Below are 21,653 nucleotides of genomic sequence, written 5' to 3'. Positions count from 1 at the left end.
AATGTTGCGGTCTCCGCGCTCAAGCGGCGACGTTGTTAGCCTAGCGGCTCTGCGCACCCAAAACGAGGCGGCGCAGCGTGGGAAGGGGAACCATGCCGTAGCGCAGGACTGCGTCGTGGAAGAGGCGAATGTCGAAGTTCTCTCGCGACTGGGCCTCAGCACGGATTGACTCGATCTCTCGCCGGCCCACCATGTATGCCAGCGCCTGCCCTGGCAGGCCGATGTAGCGGTCCACTTCCTGCGTGATCTGGTCCCGGCTCAGCGGACAGTGGGCAACCATGTAGTCGATGGCCTCGCCGCGAGACCACCCCAGCGCGTGCATGCCCGTGTCAACCACGAGGCGGCAGGCGCGGAGCGAGTCGGCGGCGAGGATACCCATGCGGGCCATGTCGGACGAATACAGCCCCATCTCATCCGCCAGCCGCTCCGTGTACAGGCCCCACCCCTCGAGGTAAGCCGTCACGTTGAGGTGCTTGAGGACGGGGTGGAGGTTGTCGGCTTCCGCGTGTAGGGCGAATTGCAAGTGGTGGCCGGGAATGGCCTCGTGAAAGGCGATGGCCTCAAGCTCATAGGTAGACCACACCGCCGGATCCGCTGCGTTGAAGAAGAACTCGCCGGGCTTGCCTGCGGCCGGTGACGGCGGCGAGTAAAACGCGACCGGTCCCGCCTGGGTGGCGTGCGCAACACACGGCGACTGCGGGATGGTTGCAAACCACTGGGGCGCAGCCGCAGTGGCGCGCTCGAGCGCCGCCGTTGCATCCGCAACGATGTCCTCTCCCGAGGTGTAATGCATAGACGAGTCGTCGCGCAGCCGTGCGTAGATCTCCGCGTTGTCGTCCGTACCAAGAAGCGGTCCAGCCACCTCCCGGTACTCGACCTCCAGGGCGTCGATGACCTGGAGGCCAAGCTCGTGAACCTCGGCGGCGCTCATAGGCACCGTGGTGTACGCGTGGACAAGGCGCTCGTACAGTTCCGCGCCGCCCTCAAGGTGGACCAGACCCGGCTGCTCCTCCTGACGGCCACGGCGCGCGGCCGCGTCCAGCGCCTCTGCGCACCGTTCCAACGCCGGCACCACGTGCTCGCGCACCGTCATGTCCCGCTCCTGAGCCCAGTGGCCAGCGTCGGTGGCGCGCGTGGGGGCGGCCTGGGCCATCAGCGGCGCGGGCTCAGCCGCGAGCGCACGCAAGGACTCAGCGGTGCGGCGCAGGTGCAGCGCCAACGCGACCCGTCCTTCAAGCGCCGCCGCCTGCACCACCGCCACCATGTCGTCGAGCATGGTGGGCAGCGCTCGCAGCTTGGCGATGTAGGCCTCGCCGTCCTCGTCGCTTGCCAGCGGGAACCGTGCCAAGAACACCTGTGCGAGGGCAAGTACGCCCATGTGCGGGTTGACGTCTCCCAGTTCCACCGACCACTGCAACTGCACGGCCTCAGCGCGAGCGGTGTGGATCACTGCGTCGCGAAGGGCCACGGCGTGCGGATCGGTCTGGTCGATCTCGCAGGACTCCGCCTGGTCGGCGAACTCGTGAAGCACACGCTGCCGCTCAGCGACACCTTCGGGAGACACGTCCTCCCACTCGGCGAGCCGCTCGAGCGAGCCGTCCCACATGAGCCGGTTGATGTCCGTGCTCTGTCGATAGGCGTAGTAGTCGTCGGCCAGATCAGTCAGTGTGCTCACCCTTCGACCCTAACCTTTCGCCGACGGTCCGCGACGACAAGGCCAGCGCCCAGCCCGAGCAAGGCGATGGCAACGCCCACGTATGGCATGGGGTTGGGGCCGGTGTGCGCGAGCGACTGGGGCACGTGAGGAGTGTGTGCCGCGGGCTCCGGCACGGGCACGGGCCGGTGCGGAGTGGCAGGAGTCTCCGTGGTCGTCACGCGCGTGGTCGGCGTCACCTGCGTGGGCGGGGTCACCTGCGTGGGCGGGGTCACCTGCGTGGGCGGGGTCACCTCGCCAGGGTTCAGCGGAGTGAGCTTCGCCGGTACCAGCGGGGGTGTCGCGATGGGGGTCGGGGTGGGAGTCAGGGTCGGCACCCGGTGCGGGGCTACGACCGGCGACGGCACCAAACCAGGCGTCGCAACCGGAGTCGGCGTCGGCACCAAGCTCGGCACCAGCGACGGAGCCACCACCGGCGACGGCACCAAACCAGGCGTCGCAACCGGAGTCGGCGTCGGCACCAAGCTAGGCACCTGGTGAGGTGCCGCGTGCGGCGTGGCGACGGGGACCAGTGAGGTCGGGTTTTCCAACGACACCGCGGCGGTGCCGGAATCTGCTGTCACTGTGGCCGACCGAGATCCGGTGGCGGTGACGTGGTCGCCGGAGAACTCGGGGGCGGCGAACCACACGCCGTCAACGGCGGTAACGCCCTCGGTGAGGGTGACGGTGGCGCCCGCAGGGATGCGAGCCACGGTGGCGCTCTCACCATCCGAGACATTCACGGTGCCGTGATCGCTCCGGCCACCGGCACTCCAGGACCACTGCACGGGGAACGACGCACCGCCGACCATGTCGGAACCGGGCCCGGTGACGTCCTTGGTGATCTTCAGCGCCCACATGGGTGTTCCCGCTGCAGCACCGCCCGCGGCGGCTTCGTAGGTCACCGAGCGGGTGGTGTGCTGGGTGGCGACCTGGACAGCGTTGTCGTACACCTCGCCGTTGAATGCGTCGCGCGGGTAAGCCGTGGTGTAGTTCAACAGGTATACGCCCCCGTCGACCGCGCACGCGGTGTCCGTGATGTCGACTTGCAGGACGTGCTTGCTGGCGTCAGAGGACGCTGAGGTCCATGAGTGTGCATCCATGTGCCGGTTGGTGCCGAGTACCTGGCACGCGACCTTGATGGAACTCATGTCCACCGTCAGGCGGTCGGAGTAGGTGTCCCGCACCGTCAGCGCGCCGCTGCGGGGCAGGGTGGCGTCGACGCGTACGGTCCACGCGGCTGAACGGGCGTTGTTGTCTGCCTTCACGCTCTTGCGCAGGCTGCTGGGAGCGCTCCAGTCCTTGTGCGCGGTGGCAGTGCCGATCCCCTGCACGCTCGCTTCGTTCCTCACGGAGGCGTGCGTAGCCGTGGCAGGCACGTCGGTCGAGTACTTCACGATGTAGGTGCCGGTGCAGTTGCCGGTGATACCCAGCTCGAATCCGTCGCTGGTCTCTGTCACCTTGAGGTGCTGGCTGCCCACCGCGGAAGTGTGGCCGCTGTCGGCAGCCTTGCAGGTCACGGAGGGTGTGCGGTGAAGCGAGATGTCTGAAGCGTCCACTCCTGACGCAGTCCAGGCATCGGCCAGGTCCACACGCCCAGGGTGCGCCGGCAACGTGACTTCCCAGTCGATGCGGTGCGCGTCCGCGGATGAACCGACGGCGCGCTTGGTGACGTCAGTACGCGGGACGTAAGCGTGGTGCACGGTCGGACGGGTGGGTGATGGCGTCCGAGGGGTGAGGTCGAGTGCGACAGTGTGGCGGACACCGGCGAGGTCGGTGAGGGCGACTTCCTGCTGATGGGTGGTGGCGTGGGCCGTGACGGTGATCCACACGTCGCCGTGGACGTTGCTGTGGTGTTCGACGTAGTCGCCGGTCACGCAGTCGATGGCGCGAGGCGTGACGGTGCAGGTGCCGACCTCGTCGCCCGCGGAGTCCAGGAGGGGGAATGGGGCAATGTCGTGGCCGGTGAGGGCCGGCGGGAGGTCGAGTCCGAAGTGCTGGCCGGCGACGGTGCCGGTCGGCAGGGCCCATTGGGCTTTAAGGGTGAGGGGTGAGCCGTCGGTTGCACGGGCTGCATCCGTGGACACCTGGGTGATCGCGTCCACTGCGGCGGGAGGCGCGGGGTTCGGCACGTCAAGCGAGTCGACGTCGGCGACGGGGGTGGCTGAAGGCTCGGGGGTGGCGACGGGCGTGGGTGCGCGGGCGCCGGCGTCGTTCTCGGTACTGGCGCGCGTGGCAGCCGTTGCTGCCGCAGTCGGCTGGGGCGAGGGCTCTGGAAGGGCCGATGCCGGCACGTCGGCCGTCGAGGGCTCAGCCGGGGTGGGGGTGGGCACAGTGGCGTCGGGGCTCGTGACGGGTGCGGGAGTGGCGGCGTCGTCAACCGCTGCAACGGCGGCCGAGTCTGCGCTCGCGGCGAGCGCTGGGGTGGCGCCGGCGAAGCCGACGACCATTGCTACGACTGCGATGGCGAGCACCGCGATGGCACGGGCAAGAACCCGTGGCAATGACAGGGGGTGAACGGTGGACAGTGGGGACCACATGGCGAACTCCTATAAGCGAGGTGGGGACCGGACTCGCCTGGAGTGTGAAGATCAATCTTGGTGTTCGCCTCGAGGCGGTGACACCGGCTGGTCATATCGTTGTGACCAGTTCCATCATCCCTGTGTGATCTCGCTCACACTTGGGACTGTGGTCCCACTCTCTGCGCGCAGCCACCGATGGCTCTGCGGCTATCGAGGGCGCAATGGCGGGCTCGCTGCGCCCGCTGAGTCCCTGATCCCGCGAACCACCTCCCGCAGCGCCTCAAGCGCCGTGTACGACGGAGCCCACCCCCACTCATCCCTCACTCGCGAGGTGTCCATGAGGGGCGCACCGCTACCCATGTCGATCCAGCCGGGACTCACAGGAAGCGCCCGAGCATTCCAGCCCGCCGAGACCGCGGCGCGCGCCGCAGGGACCGGCACGTCCCTCCAACGGCCGCCGGACAGCACGCTCGCGACTTCCTCGCCCCCCAACACGCCGTCAGCAGCAACGTTGAAGGCTCCGCCCGTACTGTGACGAATCGCAGCCAGATAGGCCTCGCCGATGTCGTCCGCGTGCACTGCCTGCAGCCGCAAGCCCGTCGGCCACGGCAATACGGGGAGATGACCGGAGAAAGCAACGCCGGGCATCCACTTCCCCAGGAAGTACCTCGTCATCTGTGAGCCCGCGTCGCGCTGGAAAATCAGCGCGGGTCGCAGGCGTGTCAGCACCACCTCGGGGTGGTCCCGTTCGAAGGCGTTCAGCAGCAGCTCGACATCTGCCTTGTCGACGCTGTACTCGGAGGCGGGAATCCCCCGCACAGGCCAGGTCTCGTCATGCAGTGCGTCGTCGTGCGCCGGCGAGTAGGCGCCCACCGACGAGGCGACGACGACGTGCCCCACCCCGGCGCGCGCCGCTGCAGCGAGCACGCGGCGAGTGCCGTCAACGTTGGTGCGGCGCAGGAGCTCGCGGTCATGGTTGGGCTGAATCGCCCATGCCAACTGCACTACCGCGCTAGCGCCCTGCATGGCGGCGACCAACGCGGCCTCGACCGCCTCACCGTCGTCTGCCGCGACATCAGCGCTGACCCACCGGGCCACGTCGTAGGGCGCCGGGGGCGTTGACCGCGGTGTGCGGCGCGCCACGGCGACCACCTCGGTCACTTCTGCGGCCCCACGCAAAGCCCGCAACAGGCCCGTGCCAGCGTTGCCGCTGGCCCCTATCACCGCCACCTTCATGAGTCGACGCTCGCCGCGGCGGTGGCGCTCGCGTTCGGGTCGAGCACGACCTTGATGCACCCGTCATGCTTCTTTTGGAACATGTCGTATGCGCCAACGGCGTCCTCGAGCGCAACCCTGTGAGTGCGCAGGTCGAGCACCCCCAGGGGGTCAGCAGGGTCGGAGACATGCGGCAAAATGTCCGGGATCCATCGCAGCACATTCGCCTGCCCGAACCTCAGCGTCAGTTGCCGGTCAAAGATCTCCATCATCGGCATCGGATCAATCGCGCCGCCGTACACGCCCACCACCGACACCGTGCCACCGCGACGAGCCAGCGCAATCGCGGTGTGCAGGGCATCGAGCCGGTCGACGGCGGCGTGCTCCATGAGTGGCTCCGCCAGTGCATCGGGCAGGCGACTCACCACGCTGTGACCCATGTGCGCGACCGGTGAGCCGTGCGCTTCCATGCCGACAGCGTCGATCGAGCCATCGACGCCCCTGCCGCCCGTGCGTTCCCGCACGGCCGCCACCACATCGTCGACGTCGTTCAGGTCAATAACGTCAATGCCGTGCCGGCGCGCCATCGCGAGGCGTTCGGGAACCGAGTCGAGTCCAATGACCGTGCTCGCCCCTCGCAGCCGCGCCACGCGCGCCGCCATCTGCCCAATGGGTCCCAGTCCCACCACAGCGACCGTGCCACCATGCGGCACGTTCGCGTACTCGACCGCCTGCCATGCGGTCGGGAGTACGTCAGACAAATACAGGTAACGCTCGTCCGGTTCGCCATCATCGGGGACCACCACCGGGCCCACGTGTGCCTGCGGAACACGCACGTACTCGGCCTGGCCGCCCGGAACGGAACCGTACATGCGCGTGTAGCCAAACAACGCCGCGCCCTTGCCTTCTTCCGTGACCTGGGTGGTCTCGCACTGAGACTGCAGGCCGCGCCGGCACATGAAGCAACTCCCGCACGCGATCCCGAACGGCACCACCACGCGGTCGCCCGGGGACAGCCGTGAGGCTTGCGAGCCCACCTCTTCCACCACGCCCATGGCCTCGTGGCCCAGGATGTCGCCTGGCGACAGGTAGGCACCCAGCATCGAATACAGGTGCAAGTCCGAGCCACATATGGCGGTCGAGGTCACCCGAATGATGGCATCGGTTGGGTCGACGATGGTGGGATCAGGGACGGTCTCGACTCGCAGGTTCTCACGTCCTTGCCACGTCAATGCGCGCATTGGTCAGCCCCCAGCGCTTCGTTGCGTTGCATCATGCTTCCTCCCGGTCGCGTGCTCCATACCGAGCCGCCGCTACCGGCAGGTCGGCTTCAGGAGTAACGCAAGCGAGGCCACCATGCTTCCCCGGAAACGGCGAAGGCCCCCACCGCGAGGTGAGGGCCTTAACCATCAAAAGCGCGCCCGGAGGGATTCGAACCCCCAACCTTCTGATCCGTAGTCAGATGCTCTATCCGTTGAGCTACGGGCGCGTGGCCCATCAGGGCCGAGACACGAGTATACAGGCTTTTCGATGTCCCGAAGAACACCGGCCAGCCCCTCTCGCGGCAGCGGAGACGGTGGGATTCGAACCCACGGATGGGTTACCCCATCACATCCTTAGCAGGGATGCACTTTCGGCCGCTCAGTCACGTCTCCATGAGTGGTGCCCCCACAGGGTACCGGTCGCGGGCCGCGCTGAGCAAAGCGGCCCGGCCCCCGGAGGGGCATGAGCGGAGAGTGTGGGATTCGAACCCACGGAGACGCTAAAACGCCTCAACGGTTTTCAAGACCGTCACCTTCGGCCACTCGGTCAACTCTCCCGTCAGGACTCACGCCCTGGCCGTGCCATTGTGCCAGCCTTCTGGCATCCCTGGCGAAACGACGCGGAGTTCGTAGATCTCCGCCACCTTGGCGAGGTCCGCATCATAGGTGCACACGGTGTCGATATGGGGGTGAGCGACCGCCGCGCCCAGGTGCAACGCCGCGAACGGACGCAACACCGCAGACGCATGCGTCGAGATGCCGACGTTTTGGTCGGAAAACCGGATCACCGGCACCTTGGTACGAATCTGCTCGACCACACCAAACGCGCGCGACTTCTCTTCACGGGGATACAGTTCCGCCGTCTGCCGCACCTCAGTGAGGCCCAACTGGGTGGTCGCCACCTGATCGAGCCGTGGCAGGACCCACGCACTGAACTCGTCGAAGTACCGCACGCCAGGCAGAAACCTGCACAGTGCGGAGCCGTCGAGGTAGATCACGCGAGACAGGATAGCCCGCGCGGGCCAGCCGATGCGTACGCGCCGTTGCGCACGCATCGGCCGTCTATGGTCAGCTCCCCTGGAGCTGGCGCATCGCGAGCTGAACGACCGCGATCAGGGCTTGCTTGGTGGCGGACTTCTCGCGGGCGTCCGTGTACATCATGGGCACCTCGTCGGGAATGCCGAGCGCCTCGCGCACATCCTCGAGCTTGTGACGCGCCACGCCATCGAAGCAGTTCACGCAGACAATGAACGGCACGCCGCGTCCCTCGAAGTAGTCCACGGCGGGGAAGCACTGCTCAAGACGTTCCGTGTCCACGAGGACCACGGCGCCAATAGCGCCGCGCACCAGGTCGTCCCACATAAACAGGAAGCGATCCTGTCCAGGCGTGCCGAACAGGTACAGCCACAGCGAGCCGGGAAGGGCGATGCGACCGAAGTCCATCGCCACCGTGGTCGTGGTCTTGCGGTCCGTCACGCCGCCTGCGTCGTCGACGCCAAGGGACTTCTCCGTCATCGCCGCCTCAGTGTTGAGGGGATCAATGTCGGAGATGGAGCCGATAAAGGTCGTCTTGCCCACGGCAAAGCCGCCAGCAATCACGATCTTGACGACGGTAGGAGCGACGTGCGGGGCGCTGGGCGCGACCGCGGCGTCAGAGGGCTGCGATGCCATCAAGGACACTCTCCAGAAGACTGAGCGACAATTCGCCGGACTCGTCATGCGTTGACTTGTCGTTGACGGTGCCGCCGGTATGAATCACCAGGTGTTGTTCAGTAGCAAGGTCCGTCACCAAGACACGGACCACTCCCAGCGGCAGCCGGGTGTGGGCCGAGAGCTCGGCGATGGATTGATATTGACCCTCAGCGAGCTGAAGGATCTTTTTCTTCTCCGGGGTCAGACCCCGGGAATTCTGTGCGTCGGGGCGCGCTTCCACCAGGGCCTCCATGGGAAGGTCCTTGCTGGCGGCACTCACGCGCCCACCGGTCACGGCATAGGGCCGGACTGTGTAGGCCTCGTCGTCGTAAGCCTGATCACTCATGGTCTGCCCCTAGGCGCGAATTTCACCGTCGGTCGGCAGGTTCTGGCGCATCTCGGTGATCAGCTGCGGCGTGAGCGCGTTTTCCGTACGCGACACGAGCAGCGTCATCTCGTAGCCCACCAGACCCACATCGCACGTGGAGTCGGCGGCCACGGCCAGAACCGAACCGTTGGACACGCTCATCAGGAACAGGAAGAGCTCGTCCATCTCGATGATGGACTGACGCACCTCACCTGCCTGGAGCTGGCGCGCGGCGCCACGCGTCAGGCTTGCCATACCCGAGACCACTGCGGCGAGCGTGTCGCCGCCCGTGCGGTCCAGGTTCTTCGACATCGCCATCAGTAGGCCGTCGGCACTGACGACGAGCGTGTGGCGGGTGCCGGGCACCGTCTGGACGAAGTTGTCCAGGAGCCATCCGAAGTTGGTGGCCTCCGTACTCAGCTCGGTCACTGGTCCTCCTTGAGGTTGCTGCTCCCTGTAGGGAGCGCGTGTAGGTGGTTGAAGATCATCATCAGCGGCTACTGCTGCGATCCGGGGTTGCTCGGGATATTGTCCATCGACTCAACGTCCGAGCGGGCCCGCTGAGTGCCAGAGTAGAAGGAACTGAACCGTTGGCGCACTGCGTCGGCGTCACGTTCTGCCGGCTTGACCTCGGCTTCGGCCTCCAGAGGCTTCACCTCGACCTTGGGGGCGTCGGACGGACGGCGCTTTTGCAGGCCCGCACGGGTCTTCTCGATCTTGGGCCGTTCAGAAGCCAGCGACGACAGTTCCGAGAACACCGCAGAGGTGACGTCGGGCTCATCGTGCTCGAGCGGCTCGGGCTGAATGATCGGCTGGTAGCCGCCCGCAGCGTTCTCGGGCTCGGCGGCCTGCAACGCACTCTGGCCGGCGGCCTCCCACCCGGTCGCACGTGCCAGGTCGTCGGGCGTGAACGACGTGGGGCTGTCGGTCGGCGTGGGCTCGGGCCACTGTTCGGCCTGAGGTGCTTGAGGCTCGGGCTCAAACGACTGGGCAGGCTGGAAGGACTGCGGCTGGGCCTGGGGCTCAGGCGCGAATGCCTGCGGTGCAGGCTCGTACGCACGGGGCTGGTCCGCGGACGGTTCGGGGACCGGTGGTGCCCAGGCTTCTGCGGCCGATGCCTGCGATCCGGCGTACGCCGGCGGCGCCCAGGGCTCCGGTTCCGCTGGGGCGGGCTCGGGCTCGGGTGCGGGGGTCGCGACGGGCATGAACGATGCCCGCTGAGGCGCCGAATCCGGCTGCGCGGGGGCATCCGCCTGAGGCGCGGGCTCGGGTGCCGGTTCGAAGGTGGCAGCCGATGGCGCGGAGGCGGGTGCTGCCGACTGCGCAGACACGGGGCTCTCCTGGACCGGTGCCGGGGACTCCGACTTGCCACGCCCAAACAGGCGGGAGAAGAAGCCGGGCTTGTGGTCGTCCTCGACCGCGCTCTGGATCAGTGCGTCCAGCTGCGGCGAGTCCGCGGAGGCAGCCGCGACGGGAGCCGCGGATGCTGCCGACACAGGTGATGGGGTCCGGGTCCACGGCTGCGGGGCGACGACCGGGGTCTGAGGGGCCGACGGGTCGATTCCCACCCATGGCTCTGGAGCGGCGGGCTCTGGGGCGCTCGAGGAGAACGGCTGACCGTAGCCGGGCTCATCTTGCGTCTGCTCGCTGGGCTGCTCGGGCACGGACCATGGGGCGGGTGCGATCGCTTCGGGCTCGTCATCCACGACCGAGGGCTGCTCGGGCGCGCTGGCGGCGGCACCAAAGACGGGCGCGAACGGATTGACCGGCGGAGCGGCTTGAGGGCTCGCTTCTTCCGCGTCTTCGTACGCTTCCTCGGCTGCCGGCTCGTCATCCTCAAGCGAGGGGATCACGAACGCAGCGGCGGGATCGAACGCGGGTTCCTGGGCTCCGGGCAAGGACGGCTCGTGCGCAGGCTGCGGAGTCTCCGCGGCGCGCGCATCGTCGTGCAGGATTTCCGGCGCGAGGGACGGCTGCTCGTTGACCTGAGGCGCGGGCATGTCGCCCGCCTCGGTTGCTGGCGCCTCGTCGGCGGCATTGTCGTCACTGCCCGCAGGCTGCTCGTCGTCACGGATCGCGGCGAACTGGCCCGTCGTCGCGGCGTCGAACTTCGGCATGCGGAAGCCTGCGACGCCAGCGTCGGCGTCGGGCTCAAGCTCGTACGTGGGGATGGGTTCGGGCTCCGGCTCCGGTTCGGGCTCGGGCTCGGGCTCGGGTGCCGCTGCGGGTGCGCTGTCTGTGGCTGCGGGCGCCGCGAAGGCATCCTGCGCGTCCCACGGCTCGGCTGCCGTGGCACCGGCGTGCTCGTCGACACCGCCAGGCACCGACTGAGCGGAGCGGTCGCGCCCGCCAAAGAATGCGGCCGCAGAGAACGCGGCCGCGCCAGCGGCGGCGGCACCAGCAGCCGTCGCCACGCCCGAGGAGTCGTCGCCGGAAGCATCGTCGTCCGGCTCCAAACCGGGCACTACTGGAGCGGCGTCGGCCTCGTCGGAGCCAAGAGCATCGGCCTCCTGCTCGGGGCGGCGGCGCGAGGGCAGCGGCGCAGCGCCGCCCACTTCCTGTTCGGTCTCGCGGCGCGACCGGAAGCCACGGAACATCGACGCGCGCTCCTCGGCCGACTGTGGCGCGATCTCCCCAGCGGGAACGGCAGGCATGAAGCCCGAGTCCGCCTCGGCAGCCAAGGCGCTCAGCTGTGCGTCCGTGGCGCGGGCAGGAAGGCCCACGACGGACTTGCGCTCGTGGTCCTCGTCCGCTGCGGTGGGCGCCGTCCGGCGACGGCGTGCAGGGAGGCCCGCCGCGCTGGAGCCGTCTGTCAGCGACTCGGGGTTGGTCGGCTCAGCCTCAGGGGCCGCAGCGGCATCCGCAGCAATGAGCTCATCGATGGAGTTGCCGTCAGTTGCCGGCGCCTGTCCGCGAGCGGGCAAGCCACCCCGGGCGGGCAGCGAGTCACCGCGTGCCGGGAGCGCGTCGCCGCCGCGAGCGGGCAGTGCGTCGCCACCGCGCCCAGCGAGGATCGCGCCCTCTTCGACGGCAGCGGGCGCGTACGCCGCTCCCGCCAAGGCTGCGGGGGCGGCAGCCGGACGGTTGTGGTCGGGAGCAGCCGGCGCGGACGCAGCAGGCGACGTGGTCTGCGGAGCGAACGCGTCGGGGGCATCCGTGGCGAACAGTGCCGACGGCAGCGTGACCGTCGCGACGGTGCCTTCACCCTCGCGGGATTCGATGGACACGGTCGCACCCACACGGCGGGCAATACGACCGACCACGAACAGGCCCAGTCGCTGCGCACCCAGAATCTCGGACGCAGCCGTCGAGGCCACACGCGCATTTGCGTCACCGACCTCGGACTCGGTCATGCCGATGCCATCATCGGACACGGTCACGATGTAGCCCGCATCGGTACGCGACGTCGTCACGGTGACCGGCGAGCCCGGGTCAGAGAACACCGTCGCGTTCTCGAGCAGCTCCGCGAACAGGTGGGCGGTCGTCAACGCGGCGTGACCGAGCATCGCGGGGTCGTCGTGCAGGTCGAGCTCGACCCGCTCGTACAACTCGATCTCGGACGATGCCGTACGGATCACGTCGGACAGCGGCATGGGCCGGCGCAGACGGCGGCCGGTGTCGATGCCTGCGAGCACCAGCAGCGACTCCGAGTTACGACGCATTCGGGTAGCGAGGTGGTCCAGCGCGAACAGCTTGGTCAGCGTGTCCGGGTCGTCCTCAGTGCGCTCCATGTCATCAATCGACGCGAGCTGGCGGTTCAGCAGCACCTGGTCGCGACGCGCGACGTTGACGAACATCTCAGAGATCGATCCACGCAGAGCGGCCTGCTCAGCCGCAATGCCCAGCGTCGTGGCATTAATCGCGTTAAAGGCATCGGCCAGACGGCCCACCTCATCCTGCGACTCCACGGGGATCTGCACCTCGGACACGTCCACGTCTTCACCGGGGACCGCGACACGCTCCACGAGACGCGGAAGCTCGGTACGCACGGCGGTAGCCGTCGTGGTCAGGCGGCGCATAGGACCAACGATGCGGCGAGCGATCAGGAGCGCCACCACGAGCGAGAACCCAATAATCACGACGGCCGCGACGGCGGTCAGGATGGTCTGGAGAAGCGCAGACGAGCGAGCCGACGACGCGGCGCTCTCGACGCGGTCCCACATCTCGGTGCGAATATCCTGGTAAACCGCGACTTCGGCCTCAACCTGAGCGGGCCAGTTGGACTCGCGCTCACCCACCAGGGCCGCGTTCAGGCCGGACAGCACCTGGGTTCGCACGGAGACAAACGAGTCGGCGTCGCCGTCGACGTCAGCCGCAGAGGCGCCATAGCCGGGCACCTCGGGAGCACCGTCGATACCAGCGTTCGCCTGCTGCGAGGAAGACAATGCGATGTCCGTGCGCGTGGTCATCGTACGAACCTGCGCCTCTTCACCGGGGAGGTACTCACCCGCACGGATCAGGCGCTGCGTCACGGCTTCCTCGAAGAGCATGGACTCGACGAGGAGGTCAAGGTCGGCGAATGCCTGCAGGTTCGACACGATGTCCGAGTTGCCCATCGTCACGCCCACGACGTTCGAGGACCGCACGGTCGCGTCAATCACCGCGGAGTAGAAGTTCGTCAGGAAGGACACGTTGACGCTGGCGTCCATGGTCGACTGACGGATCTGCGGCAGCGAGGCGAGTGCTTCCTCTGCCTCGTTCAGGACCGCGATCGCCTGCTCGTTCTCAGCGTTAACCTGCAGCAGCGAAGAGTCGACACCGAGTTGCTGCACCGAGCTGTTCACGGCGTTGGCCGCCTGCTCGAGCTCCGAGCGGTACTCCTGCGGCTCGGTGAAAAGGTTGGTGGCGAAGGAAGACTCGTTTCCGATACGGAAGGCGAGCGCGGCGAGCGGCACGTCAAGGTCGTACTCATCCGGCAGCGAGTCCGCGAGCGCGTCAACGGCATCCGCAGCAGACTCATACCCGCTCTGCATTCCGGCAATGGCGTCCTCGGTGGGGAACACGACCCAGCCGCCGGATTCCTCGGTCGGCACGCCAATGGTCACTGAGCGAGGGTCAGCAAGGTACGCGCCCGAGGCGGTGCGCGAGATTGCGGAGTCGAGCTCGGTCTGAATCTCCTCGACCGACGGCCCCTCTGCGGTGATCTCGGAGTCCGCGGCGAGCACGTCGAGTTGTTCCTGGATGTCGGCCAGCGCGGCGTCAGTGGAGTCGTAGGAGTCGTCCAACTTGCTCCCGCCGTCCTGAATGGCGTGCACAAAGTTGGTCGCGGCCCAGCGTTCGTTTTGGAAGTCGCCTTGGACGTCCTGGATCGACGTTAGGACGCCAAGGACTCGCTCGGCGTCGCGGGCCTGGCCCAGCGACTGAGCGGCCTGCGCGACAATGAAGCCTGCGGCAAGGATGAGGACCAGAATTGGCACGGCGACAACCGCCAGCACCTTGCCCCGGATACCCAGTCTGTCGAGCATTTACCCTCACCCTCACGAGCCATCATGATCCGCCACACACGAATCACCGGGGCGACGTCACTGCCGTCCCGGCTCCTCGGGTTATCGGCGCGTCCACCAACAACCTTGAAGAGATGTGAGCCCATCTTTGAGTGGACACGCTATAACGTGGCGGTGACGACGCGAAACCTTAGGGGTGCGGTGTGATCATTTCCACTTCCCAGACGGGAACTTCTGGGGCATTCCTGGCACCGGCCCAGGCGCCCGAACCTGAACCAGGGCCGCACGACGTGCTCATCGATGTGGCCGGCGCCGGCGTCAATCGGGCCGACTTACTCCAGGTCGAGGGCCACTATCCCCCTCCCCCCGGCGCGCCCGAGTGGCCGGGTCTTGAAGTGAGCGGGACCGTGGTGAGGACGGGCGCTGAGGTGAGCGGGCATCGGCCAGGCGACGCCGTCATGGCGCTCCTGCCAGGCGGCGGCTACGCCGACCGCGTTGCCGTTCACCACGACCTGGTGCTGCCAGTACCCGGCGGCGTGGACCTCGTGGCGGCCGGCGGGCTCATGGAAGCGGCGTGCACGGCCTGGTCAAACTTCGAGGCCGCCGGCGCCCGTGCAGGCCAGACGGTCCTGATCCACGGCGGCTCCGGCGGGGTTGGAAGTCTCGCGATCCAGATCGCACGCGCGGCCGGGATGCGGGTGCTGACCACTGCCGGTGGGCCCGAGCGGGTGCAGCGGTGCCTCGACCTTGGCGCGGACGTCGCGATCGACCACCGTAGCGAGGACGTGGTCGCACGGGTGAGAGAGGCGGGCGGGGCGGACGTCATCCTCGACGTCCTTGGCGCAGGCGCGCTGGACGCCAACCTCCGGTGCCTCACCACAGGCGGTGCGCTTGTCGTCATTGGCCTGCAGCGCGGTGCGCGCGGCGAACTCGACCTGGGGCGGCTGTTGGCCAAGCGCGCGCGGGTGGTGGGCACCACCTTGCGATCGCGGCCGCTCGACGAACGGGCCGCGATTGTGGCGTCGGTGCGCGCACATGTGTGGCCGTGGATTCCGGAGCAGGTGGCGCCGGTGATTCACGCGACCTATCCGTTGAGTGAGGCGCAGGCCGCCCACGACGCGCTCAGGGCCGGAGGCGTCTTCGGCAAGCTGGTCCTCACCCCGGCGTCCTAGCGCCCTAGCGCCCCACCCCGCTTTTCGCCAAATGGCTCCATTTGGCTGTTATAGCCCCCTAAAACGCGCACTTTGTGCCGCTTCAGCGCCGGCGCGCGGCGACCCCTCGCGCACGCGACAACGCCCACTCACCGTGACCACGGCATCGGCCCGTCCCTGTCATCGCTGTGCGGCCGATGCCGCCGCACCCCGCGCACAGGTCCCACCTTGTGAAATGGCAAAAAACCGCGGTTATAGCCCCGTAAAACAACGAAATGGAGCCATTTGGCGAAGGGGGGGCGGGGGTTAGGGGAGGTTGCCCGCCGCCAGCGACGAGGCCAGCGAAGGCGTCACCGGCAGGCGCGGAATGAGCGTCGCCTGGAGCGCGTGATACAGATCCACCTTGCCGGGCCAGACCGTGCCCGCTACCTGCAAGTGCGGATCCAGCTCATGCCACCACGACCCGTCCTTCAGGTCCAGGTGGTGGTCCCCCACGAAGTCCCACCACTCTTGGTAATTCTCCGCGTACATCGGCACCTTGGTGGCGCGCCACAGGACCGCCGCGGCCGCGATGGCCTCAGCACTCACCCAGTGCATCCGTTCGCGGACCACCGGCTGGCCCTCCCAATCCACTGTGTAGACGAACCCACGCTGGCCGTCAACCGTCCAACCGTCACGCGCGGACGCGTCGTAGAGCGCACGCGCCGAATCCACCATCCATTCGGGTGCCCCTAGCCCTCGCTGCTGCAGGGACACCGCCAACTGCACGGTGAGCCGAGCCCACTCGAAGCCGTGGCCAATGGTGGCGCCAAAGGGCCGGAACGGATGCTTGGGATCGTCTGCGTTGTAGTCGAGCTGGACCGTGCCAGCGGAGTCGAAGTGTTCCGGCAACCGCCAGTCGTGGCGCGGAGCGAGGTCATACATGACCCGCTCCACGATCCGCGTGGCGCGGTCGAGCCACACCCGCTCACCGGTGACGTCAGCTGCCGCGATAAAGGCCTCCACCATGTGCATCGTGGAGTTCAAGCCTCGATAGTCCTCGAGCGCCTCCCAATCGCGGCTGAAGTCCTCGCGCGTGGTCTGCGCATCGTCATCCCAGAAGTGCTTCTCGATCACCTCGAGCGCCTCGTCAAGCAAGTCGCGCGCCTCTGGCCTGCCCGCAGCGGCCGCGGAGGACGCGGCAAGCACCACAAAGGCATGCGCGTAGGCCTGCTTGGAGTCGTCAGTGGGGCCCTCGGCACCTACCGCGGCGAACCAGCCACCGTGCTCGTCGTCCCGTAGCCGCGAGCGCAGGGCGTCGATGCCGTGGTCGACGAGCGCAGCCGAACCCGGCCGGCCCATGAGCGTCGCCAGCGCGTAGCAGTGGGTCATGCGGCAGGTAATCCACAGTTCGGCGTCCGCGTCCTCCGCGAGCGTTCCCTGCGCATCGACGCCGCCAAACCCGCCGCGCGGGTGGCGACTACCCCGCCCAAAGTCCAGGAGGCGCGCGCTCTCCGACTCGAGCCAACGGTGATGTGCAGGGGTGGTCAGCCACGTCATGGCGCCACCCTAGCGAGGCCCGGCGACCCGCGCCTAGAGAACCGCCAGCCGCTCGGGATCGATCAGGCGCTCCAGCACCGTGAGCAGGCCGTCCTCATCCACGGAACCCACGACCTCGTCGGCCGCCTCCATCACTTCTCGAGGAGCGCTGCCCATCGCCGCGGACTGGCCGGCCCAGCGCAGCATCTCGGTGTCGTTGTTGCCGTCGCCCACGGCCACCGTGTGGTCGGGGTAGACCCCCAGTTTGCGTCGCAACGCCTCGAGAGCCGATGCCTTGGTCACCCCTGGAGGGGTGAGGTCCAGCCATGCGGAGTACCCGACGGCATAGGTGACGTCGTTGAGGCCAATCCGGTGGACGAGGTCGTCGAAGTGGCTCACGTCCGCGCCCGGAGCGCGGATCACGACGCGAGTGGCTTCCTCATGGGACAGTTCGTCGAAGTCCTCGACTACCCGCTGGCGCCCCACCAACTCGCCCATCGGGAACTCGCGGCTGACGCGGAAACCCACGCCCAGGTCCTCGACCGCGAAGAACGCGTCAGGGATCTCCGACCGGATGAGTTCGAGCGCGGCGCGCGGGTTGAACGTCACGGTCTCCACGATGTCGTAGCCGCCGGGCGTCGCGGGGTTCAGGCGAATCGTGACCGCGCCGTTGGAACACACGGCCCAGCCACGGCGAATCCCGAGCTGTTCGGCGACGGGCAGCGTGGCGACAATGTTGCGCCCCGTCGCAAGGATGACGTGGTTGCGACACATCCGCACCTGTTCGACGGCCCGCGCAATCGCGGGCGAGATCTCACCGCCCCAGTGCATCAGGGTGCCGTCAATGTCGAGGCCCAGCAGCCTCCACGTGTCGGGACCGAGCGGAGGATTCATGTCTTCCAGGGCCGGGCTCATGACACGAGCCTACGACGGCCAGGTGACACGCCAGTGACGCCCCCACGCCGCCCGACCCGCACCACAGGTGAGGTGCCAGGGTGCGGCCCCGGGGCATCGGCCCTAAATGACGGGGGTCAGGACCTCGCGGCCGCCCAGGTACGGGCGCAGCACCTCGGGGACATAGACGGAACCGTCCGCCTGCTGGTGGTTCTCGAGCAACGCGACAATCCACCGCGTGGTGCCGATGGTGCCGTTGATGGTCGCGACGGGAGTGGTGCCCTTGTCAACGCGCTCGCGAATCGCGAGGCGTCGCGCCTGGTAGGTGGTGCAGTTTGAGGTGGACGTGACCTCCATCCACCGCTCCTGGCTCGGCAGCCACGCTTCGCAGTCGAACTTGCGGGCAGCGCTCGAGCCCAGGTCGCCGGCCGCCGTATCAATCACGCGGTACGGCAACTCGAGCGCCTTCAGCATCTCCTCCTCGACGGCCAGGAAGCGCGCGTGCTCCGCAGCGGCATCCTCGGCGCGCGTGTAGGCAAACATCTCCACCTTGTGAAACTGGTGGACGCGAATGATGCCGCGCGTGTCCCGGCCCGCCGATCCGGCCTCGCGGCGGTAGCACGCGCTCCACCCGGCGTAGCGCTTGGGGCCATCGCTCAGGTCGATGATCTCGTCGGAGTGATACCCCGCCAGCGCAACCTCGGAGGTGCCCACCAGGTACAGCTCGTCGCGCTCAAGGAAGTAGATCTCGTCGGCGTGCTTGCCCAAGAAGCCCGTGCCAGCCATGGTCTCCGGGCGCACCAACGTGGGCGTGATCATGGGGCTAAAGCCGCGCTCGCTCGCGAGGTTCATCGCGGCGTTGAGCACCGCCAACTCCAGCTGAGCTCCCACGCCCGTGAGGAAGTAAAAGCGCGCGCCAGACACCTTGGCACCGCGCTCCATGTCGATCGCCTGCAGGCCCTCGCCAATGGCCAGGTGGTCCTGCACCTCAATGCCTTCGGCAGCAAAGTCGCGCACCGTGCCCTCGTGACGCAGGACCGCAAAGTCGTCTTCGCCACCGGACGGCACGCCCGGCTCAGGAATGTTGCCTAGCGACCGGGCGAGCTCAACCGCGCGGGTCGCCGCGGCGTCGGCCTTCGCCTGCAGCTCCTTGACCTCAGCTGCCAGCTCCTTGGTGTGCGCAAGCAGCGCCTGCTTCTCGTCACCCTGGGCCTGCGCCACCTGCTTCCCCATCGCCTTTTGCTCAGCGCGCTTGACCTCGAACTCCGTCAAGGCCGCACGCTGTTCAGCGTCCGCCGCCAGCACCTGATCCACCACCGCAGGGTCGTCGCCGCGGGAGCGCTGGCTCTCGCGAACAATCTCGGGCTCAGCACGCAGAAGCTTGAGGTCAATCATGTGCGCGAGTCTAACGGGCGCAGGCTCGGTAGGCTCCTGTCATGATCTGGCCCATCACGCTCGGGGTATCCGCCCTTGTCATCGCGGTGATCGCGTTGACGCTGGCGATCACGGTCGTACGGCGCATCGGATCGCGTGACCCCTTGTCGGTGCCGCCGTTTTGGCGCCGCATGCTCCGCATCAAGCCCATCTCCGCCGCCACCGCCGAACACACGGGCGCCCTCGCCGGACGCGAGCGGCAACTCATTGCGTTCGTCGCCAACCCGTCAAAGAATGGCGTCGCGGAACTGCGTGAGCGCGCCATGCGCGCGTGCTCGGAGCGCTACTTGCCGGAGCCGTTGTGGCTGCACACCACCGTCGAGGACCCGGGGACTGGGCAGGCGGCGGCCGCCATCGCGCAGGGGGCCGATGTCGTGGTCGCCATTGGCGGCGACGGCACCGTTCGTGCGGTGGCCGATGCACTCGCAGGCACCGACGTCGCCATGGGCATCATCCCCATGGGGACCGGAAACTTGTTCGCACGCAATCTCGACCTGCCGTTGACGGACACGACCGCGCTGCTCCGCACCGTGCTCGAGGGCGCCGACCAGCGCGTCGACGTCGGATACATGGACGTCGAGCGCGCGTTCCCTGGCCATGGCGAGGACGGTCGACACCTGTTCCTCGTGATGGCTGGCGCAGGGATGGACGCAGAGATGGTCGCGAGCGCGGACGCCACACTCAAGAAGCGTGTGGGCTGGCTCGCTTACTTCTTCGCAGCCATCGAGCACTTGGGCGACAAGCGCATGAAGGTGACCGTAGCCGTGGACGACGGGCCATCCACCACCACGGAGATGCGCACCGTGCTGCTGGCCAATGCGGGGCGCCTTCCCGGCGGTCTGCAGCTCATCCCCGATGCCTCGATCACTGATGGCGAGCTCGACATCGCGACGCTCGACGCTCGCGGCGGGCTGGTCGGGTGGACGGAGCTGTTTGGCTCAGTCGTCGCTCAGGGTGCGGGCATCAAGCAATCAGAAGTACTGCGCGCCTGGCGGACCTCGCGGATTGACCATGCGCGCGCCAAGTCGGTGTCGATCGAGATGGAGAGCCCGCAGCGCGTCCAGGTGGACGGAGAGTCGTTGGGCAGGGCGATCCGCTTGCGCGGCCACATCGAGCCCGCGGCCCTCACGGTGCGCATCCCGGTCGACTGACTTCGCCGCTCTTTCCGCGCTCCGCCCCGTCCCGCCGCGCCCCTTCCCTCTTCGCCCCCTCCCGCCAAATGGCTCCATTTCGCTGTTTTAGCGCCCTATAACAGGCGTTTTGTGCCACTTCAGGGCGCTCAGACACCAAACCCCACCTGCGCAGTCCGCTGCGCCACGACCTTGCGCACCTGTTCGCGGCACCACTCTGGGCGGCCCACGATGTCCTCCCACGTGAGGCGGATGGTCACAAACCCCTCACTCGCGAGCAACGCATCGCGCTCAAGGTCGCGACGCCGGCGGGCATCGTCGGAGTGGTAGCGAGAGCCGTCGAACTCCACGGCCACCTTTGCTTCTCGGAGCAGCAAGTCGACGATGAAGGTACGGCCGGCCGCACGGACCTCACCCTGCATCTCCCAGTCGCTCCATTCGTCGCCGGTGAAGACCTCTGTCCGCGCCCGGTACTCCAGCATGGACGTGACGCCGCGGCTCGCGAGCAAGCAGGCCTCCTCGAGGAGGGCGCGTTGGGGCACCCGCGGATGGAACGCGGACCGGCGCGCCACATCGCGAGGCTCCACGATCCCTGACCGGAAGGCATCGAGCGCGAAACCCATGCGATCACGTGAAGCCGTCCATTGCCACGCGAGGATCAGGGCATCTGCGGGGTTGACCACGCGCACACCATCAATGACGTCGGTATCCATCGGAACGTCAGTGCGGCGGAGGGTCAGGACGCGTGGTGCGGGCGCCCGCACCACGCGTGGCACGACGGCGTGGAGCGCGGCAGGCTCGGAATCGCGCCAGCCAGCGCACCACAGTGCCGCGCGGCCGGCCACTGCTCCACTGGCCGGCAGCCACTGCGCGGCGACCGACAGCTTGCACCCGAGCGTGTGCGCGGCATCGCGATGCGCATACAAGGCCGGGCCCACCCGCACCACGTCGCCGGAGCGCAACGCCTCCGTCAGGGTTGCAGTGGACCAGCGTTGTTCCACCTCACGCCGGTGATGAGCCAGCCCAGAGTCTTGGAACGCGGCGACGAGCGAGAAGACGGCAAACCTGGAACGCGGTGTCATGGCACAGACGCTAGGTACGCTGCGCTGGCCCGCCCAGCACGCGGACACGATCCGTGGATGACCGGGCACGCTCATCAGCCCTGGGGACGCCAGCGGCAGCCCTCGCCGAGAGCGGGCGGTGACCACGGCATCGGCCCGGTGAGCGCCTCTAGCGCCACTGAAGTGGCACAAAACGCCTGTTATAGGGCGCTAAAACAGCGAAATGGAGCCATTTGGCGGGAAAGGGGGCGGGGAAGGGGGCGGGGAAGG

15 protein-coding genes and 3 tRNA genes are annotated in these 21,653 nt (G+C 67.8%); 2 read left to right on the top strand and 16 right to left on the bottom strand.

The annotated features are described in order from the left end of the window. Nucleotides 1-40 precede the first annotated feature (40 nt). The 12 genes from AOP75_RS05830 to AOP75_RS05775 form a co-directional block, all read right to left on the bottom strand. A complete protein-coding gene (locus tag AOP75_RS05830; RefSeq protein ID WP_062077345.1) occupies nt 41-1,675 on the bottom strand; it encodes a DUF885 domain-containing protein in 1,635 nt (544 codons plus the stop codon). Beyond that, complete coding sequence (locus AOP75_RS05825) at nt 1,672-4,233, bottom strand: DUF5979 domain-containing protein (RefSeq protein ID WP_062077344.1); 2,562 nt, start codon at nt 4,231-4,233, stop codon at nt 1,672-1,674. Before AOP75_RS05825 ends, AOP75_RS05830 begins: the two co-directional genes overlap by 4 nt. Before the next feature lie 189 nt (nt 4,234-4,422). Next, entirely contained in the window at nt 4,423-5,451 is a 1,029-nt protein-coding gene (locus AOP75_RS05820) for an NAD-dependent epimerase/dehydratase family protein (RefSeq protein WP_062077343.1), read from the bottom strand. Continuing rightward, nucleotides 5,448-6,671 (bottom strand): zinc-dependent alcohol dehydrogenase, encoded by a 1,224-nt coding sequence (locus AOP75_RS05815; protein WP_062077342.1) that lies wholly within the window; start codon nt 6,669-6,671, stop codon nt 5,448-5,450. Before AOP75_RS05815 ends, AOP75_RS05820 begins: the two co-directional genes overlap by 4 nt. A gap of 175 nt (nt 6,672-6,846) precedes the next feature. After that, nucleotides 6,847-6,919: transfer RNA gene (locus AOP75_RS05810), tRNA-Arg, on the bottom strand. A 79-nt stretch (nt 6,920-6,998) separates the two neighbouring features. Further along, nucleotides 6,999-7,085, bottom strand: a tRNA-Ser gene (locus AOP75_RS05805). Between the two features lie 75 nt (nt 7,086-7,160). Then, a tRNA-Ser gene (locus tag AOP75_RS05800) sits at nt 7,161-7,249 on the bottom strand. Between the two features lie 9 nt (nt 7,250-7,258). After that, complete coding sequence (locus tag AOP75_RS05795; RefSeq protein WP_161794538.1) at nt 7,259-7,690, bottom strand: PIN domain-containing protein; 432 nt, start codon at nt 7,688-7,690, stop codon at nt 7,259-7,261. A gap of 70 nt (nt 7,691-7,760) precedes the next feature. Further along, nucleotides 7,761-8,363 (bottom strand): GTP-binding protein, encoded by a 603-nt coding sequence (locus AOP75_RS05790; protein WP_062077340.1) that lies wholly within the window; start codon nt 8,361-8,363, stop codon nt 7,761-7,763. Then, nucleotides 8,344-8,730, bottom strand: a complete 387-nt coding sequence (locus AOP75_RS05785; RefSeq protein ID WP_062077339.1) for a DUF742 domain-containing protein — start codon at nt 8,728-8,730, stop codon at nt 8,344-8,346. The genes AOP75_RS05790 and AOP75_RS05785 overlap by 20 nt, the downstream gene beginning before the upstream one ends. Nucleotides 8,731-8,739: 9 nt before the next feature. Next, on the bottom strand, nt 8,740-9,180 hold the full coding sequence (locus AOP75_RS05780; protein WP_061961390.1) for a roadblock/LC7 domain-containing protein: 441 nt from the start codon (nt 9,178-9,180) through the stop codon (nt 8,740-8,742). Nucleotides 9,181-9,248: 68 nt separating this feature from the next. Continuing rightward, a complete protein-coding gene (locus tag AOP75_RS05775) occupies nt 9,249-14,216 on the bottom strand; it encodes an ATP-binding protein (protein ID WP_062077338.1) in 4,968 nt (1,655 codons plus the stop codon). Between the two features lie 182 nt (nt 14,217-14,398). On the opposite strand from AOP75_RS05775, the gene AOP75_RS05770 reads away from it, so the two are divergent. Further along, a complete protein-coding gene (locus AOP75_RS05770; protein WP_062077337.1) occupies nt 14,399-15,367 on the top strand; it encodes an NAD(P)H-quinone oxidoreductase in 969 nt (322 codons plus the stop codon). Nucleotides 15,368-15,652: 285 nt separating this feature from the next. Here AOP75_RS05770 and AOP75_RS05765 read toward each other — a convergent pair whose 3' ends face one another. The 3 genes from AOP75_RS05765 to serS form a co-directional block, all read right to left on the bottom strand. After that, nucleotides 15,653-16,885 carry an AGE family epimerase/isomerase gene (locus AOP75_RS05765; protein WP_062077336.1) on the bottom strand — a complete coding sequence of 411 codons (1,233 nt, stop codon included), beginning with the start codon at nt 16,883-16,885 and terminating at the stop codon, nt 15,653-15,655. Between the two features lie 33 nt (nt 16,886-16,918). Beyond that, nucleotides 16,919-17,779, bottom strand: coding sequence for an HAD family hydrolase (locus AOP75_RS05760; protein WP_236683080.1), 861 nt, complete (start codon nt 17,777-17,779; stop codon nt 16,919-16,921). Nucleotides 17,780-17,881: 102 nt separating this feature from the next. Then, nucleotides 17,882-19,153, bottom strand: coding sequence for a serine--tRNA ligase (gene serS, locus AOP75_RS05755; RefSeq protein ID WP_062077334.1), 1,272 nt, complete (start codon nt 19,151-19,153; stop codon nt 17,882-17,884). A 41-nt stretch (nt 19,154-19,194) separates the two neighbouring features. Between serS and AOP75_RS05750 the strand changes: the two genes are divergently transcribed. Further along, a complete protein-coding gene (locus AOP75_RS05750) occupies nt 19,195-20,343 on the top strand; it encodes a diacylglycerol/lipid kinase family protein (protein ID WP_062077333.1) in 1,149 nt (382 codons plus the stop codon). A gap of 128 nt (nt 20,344-20,471) precedes the next feature. Here the strand turns inward: AOP75_RS05750 and AOP75_RS05745 are convergent, their stop codons facing one another. Further along, nucleotides 20,472-21,404, bottom strand: a complete 933-nt coding sequence (locus AOP75_RS05745; RefSeq protein WP_062077332.1) for an endonuclease domain-containing protein — start codon at nt 21,402-21,404, stop codon at nt 20,472-20,474. Between the last annotated feature and the right edge of the window lie 249 nt (nt 21,405-21,653).

This window comes from Demequina globuliformis (assembly GCF_000975155.1).
In the GTDB taxonomy this organism is placed as follows: domain Bacteria; phylum Actinomycetota; class Actinomycetes; order Actinomycetales; family Demequinaceae; genus Demequina; species Demequina globuliformis.
The sequence above is the reverse complement of the archived record's forward strand: the minus strand, read 5'-3'. Positions and strand labels throughout refer to the sequence as shown.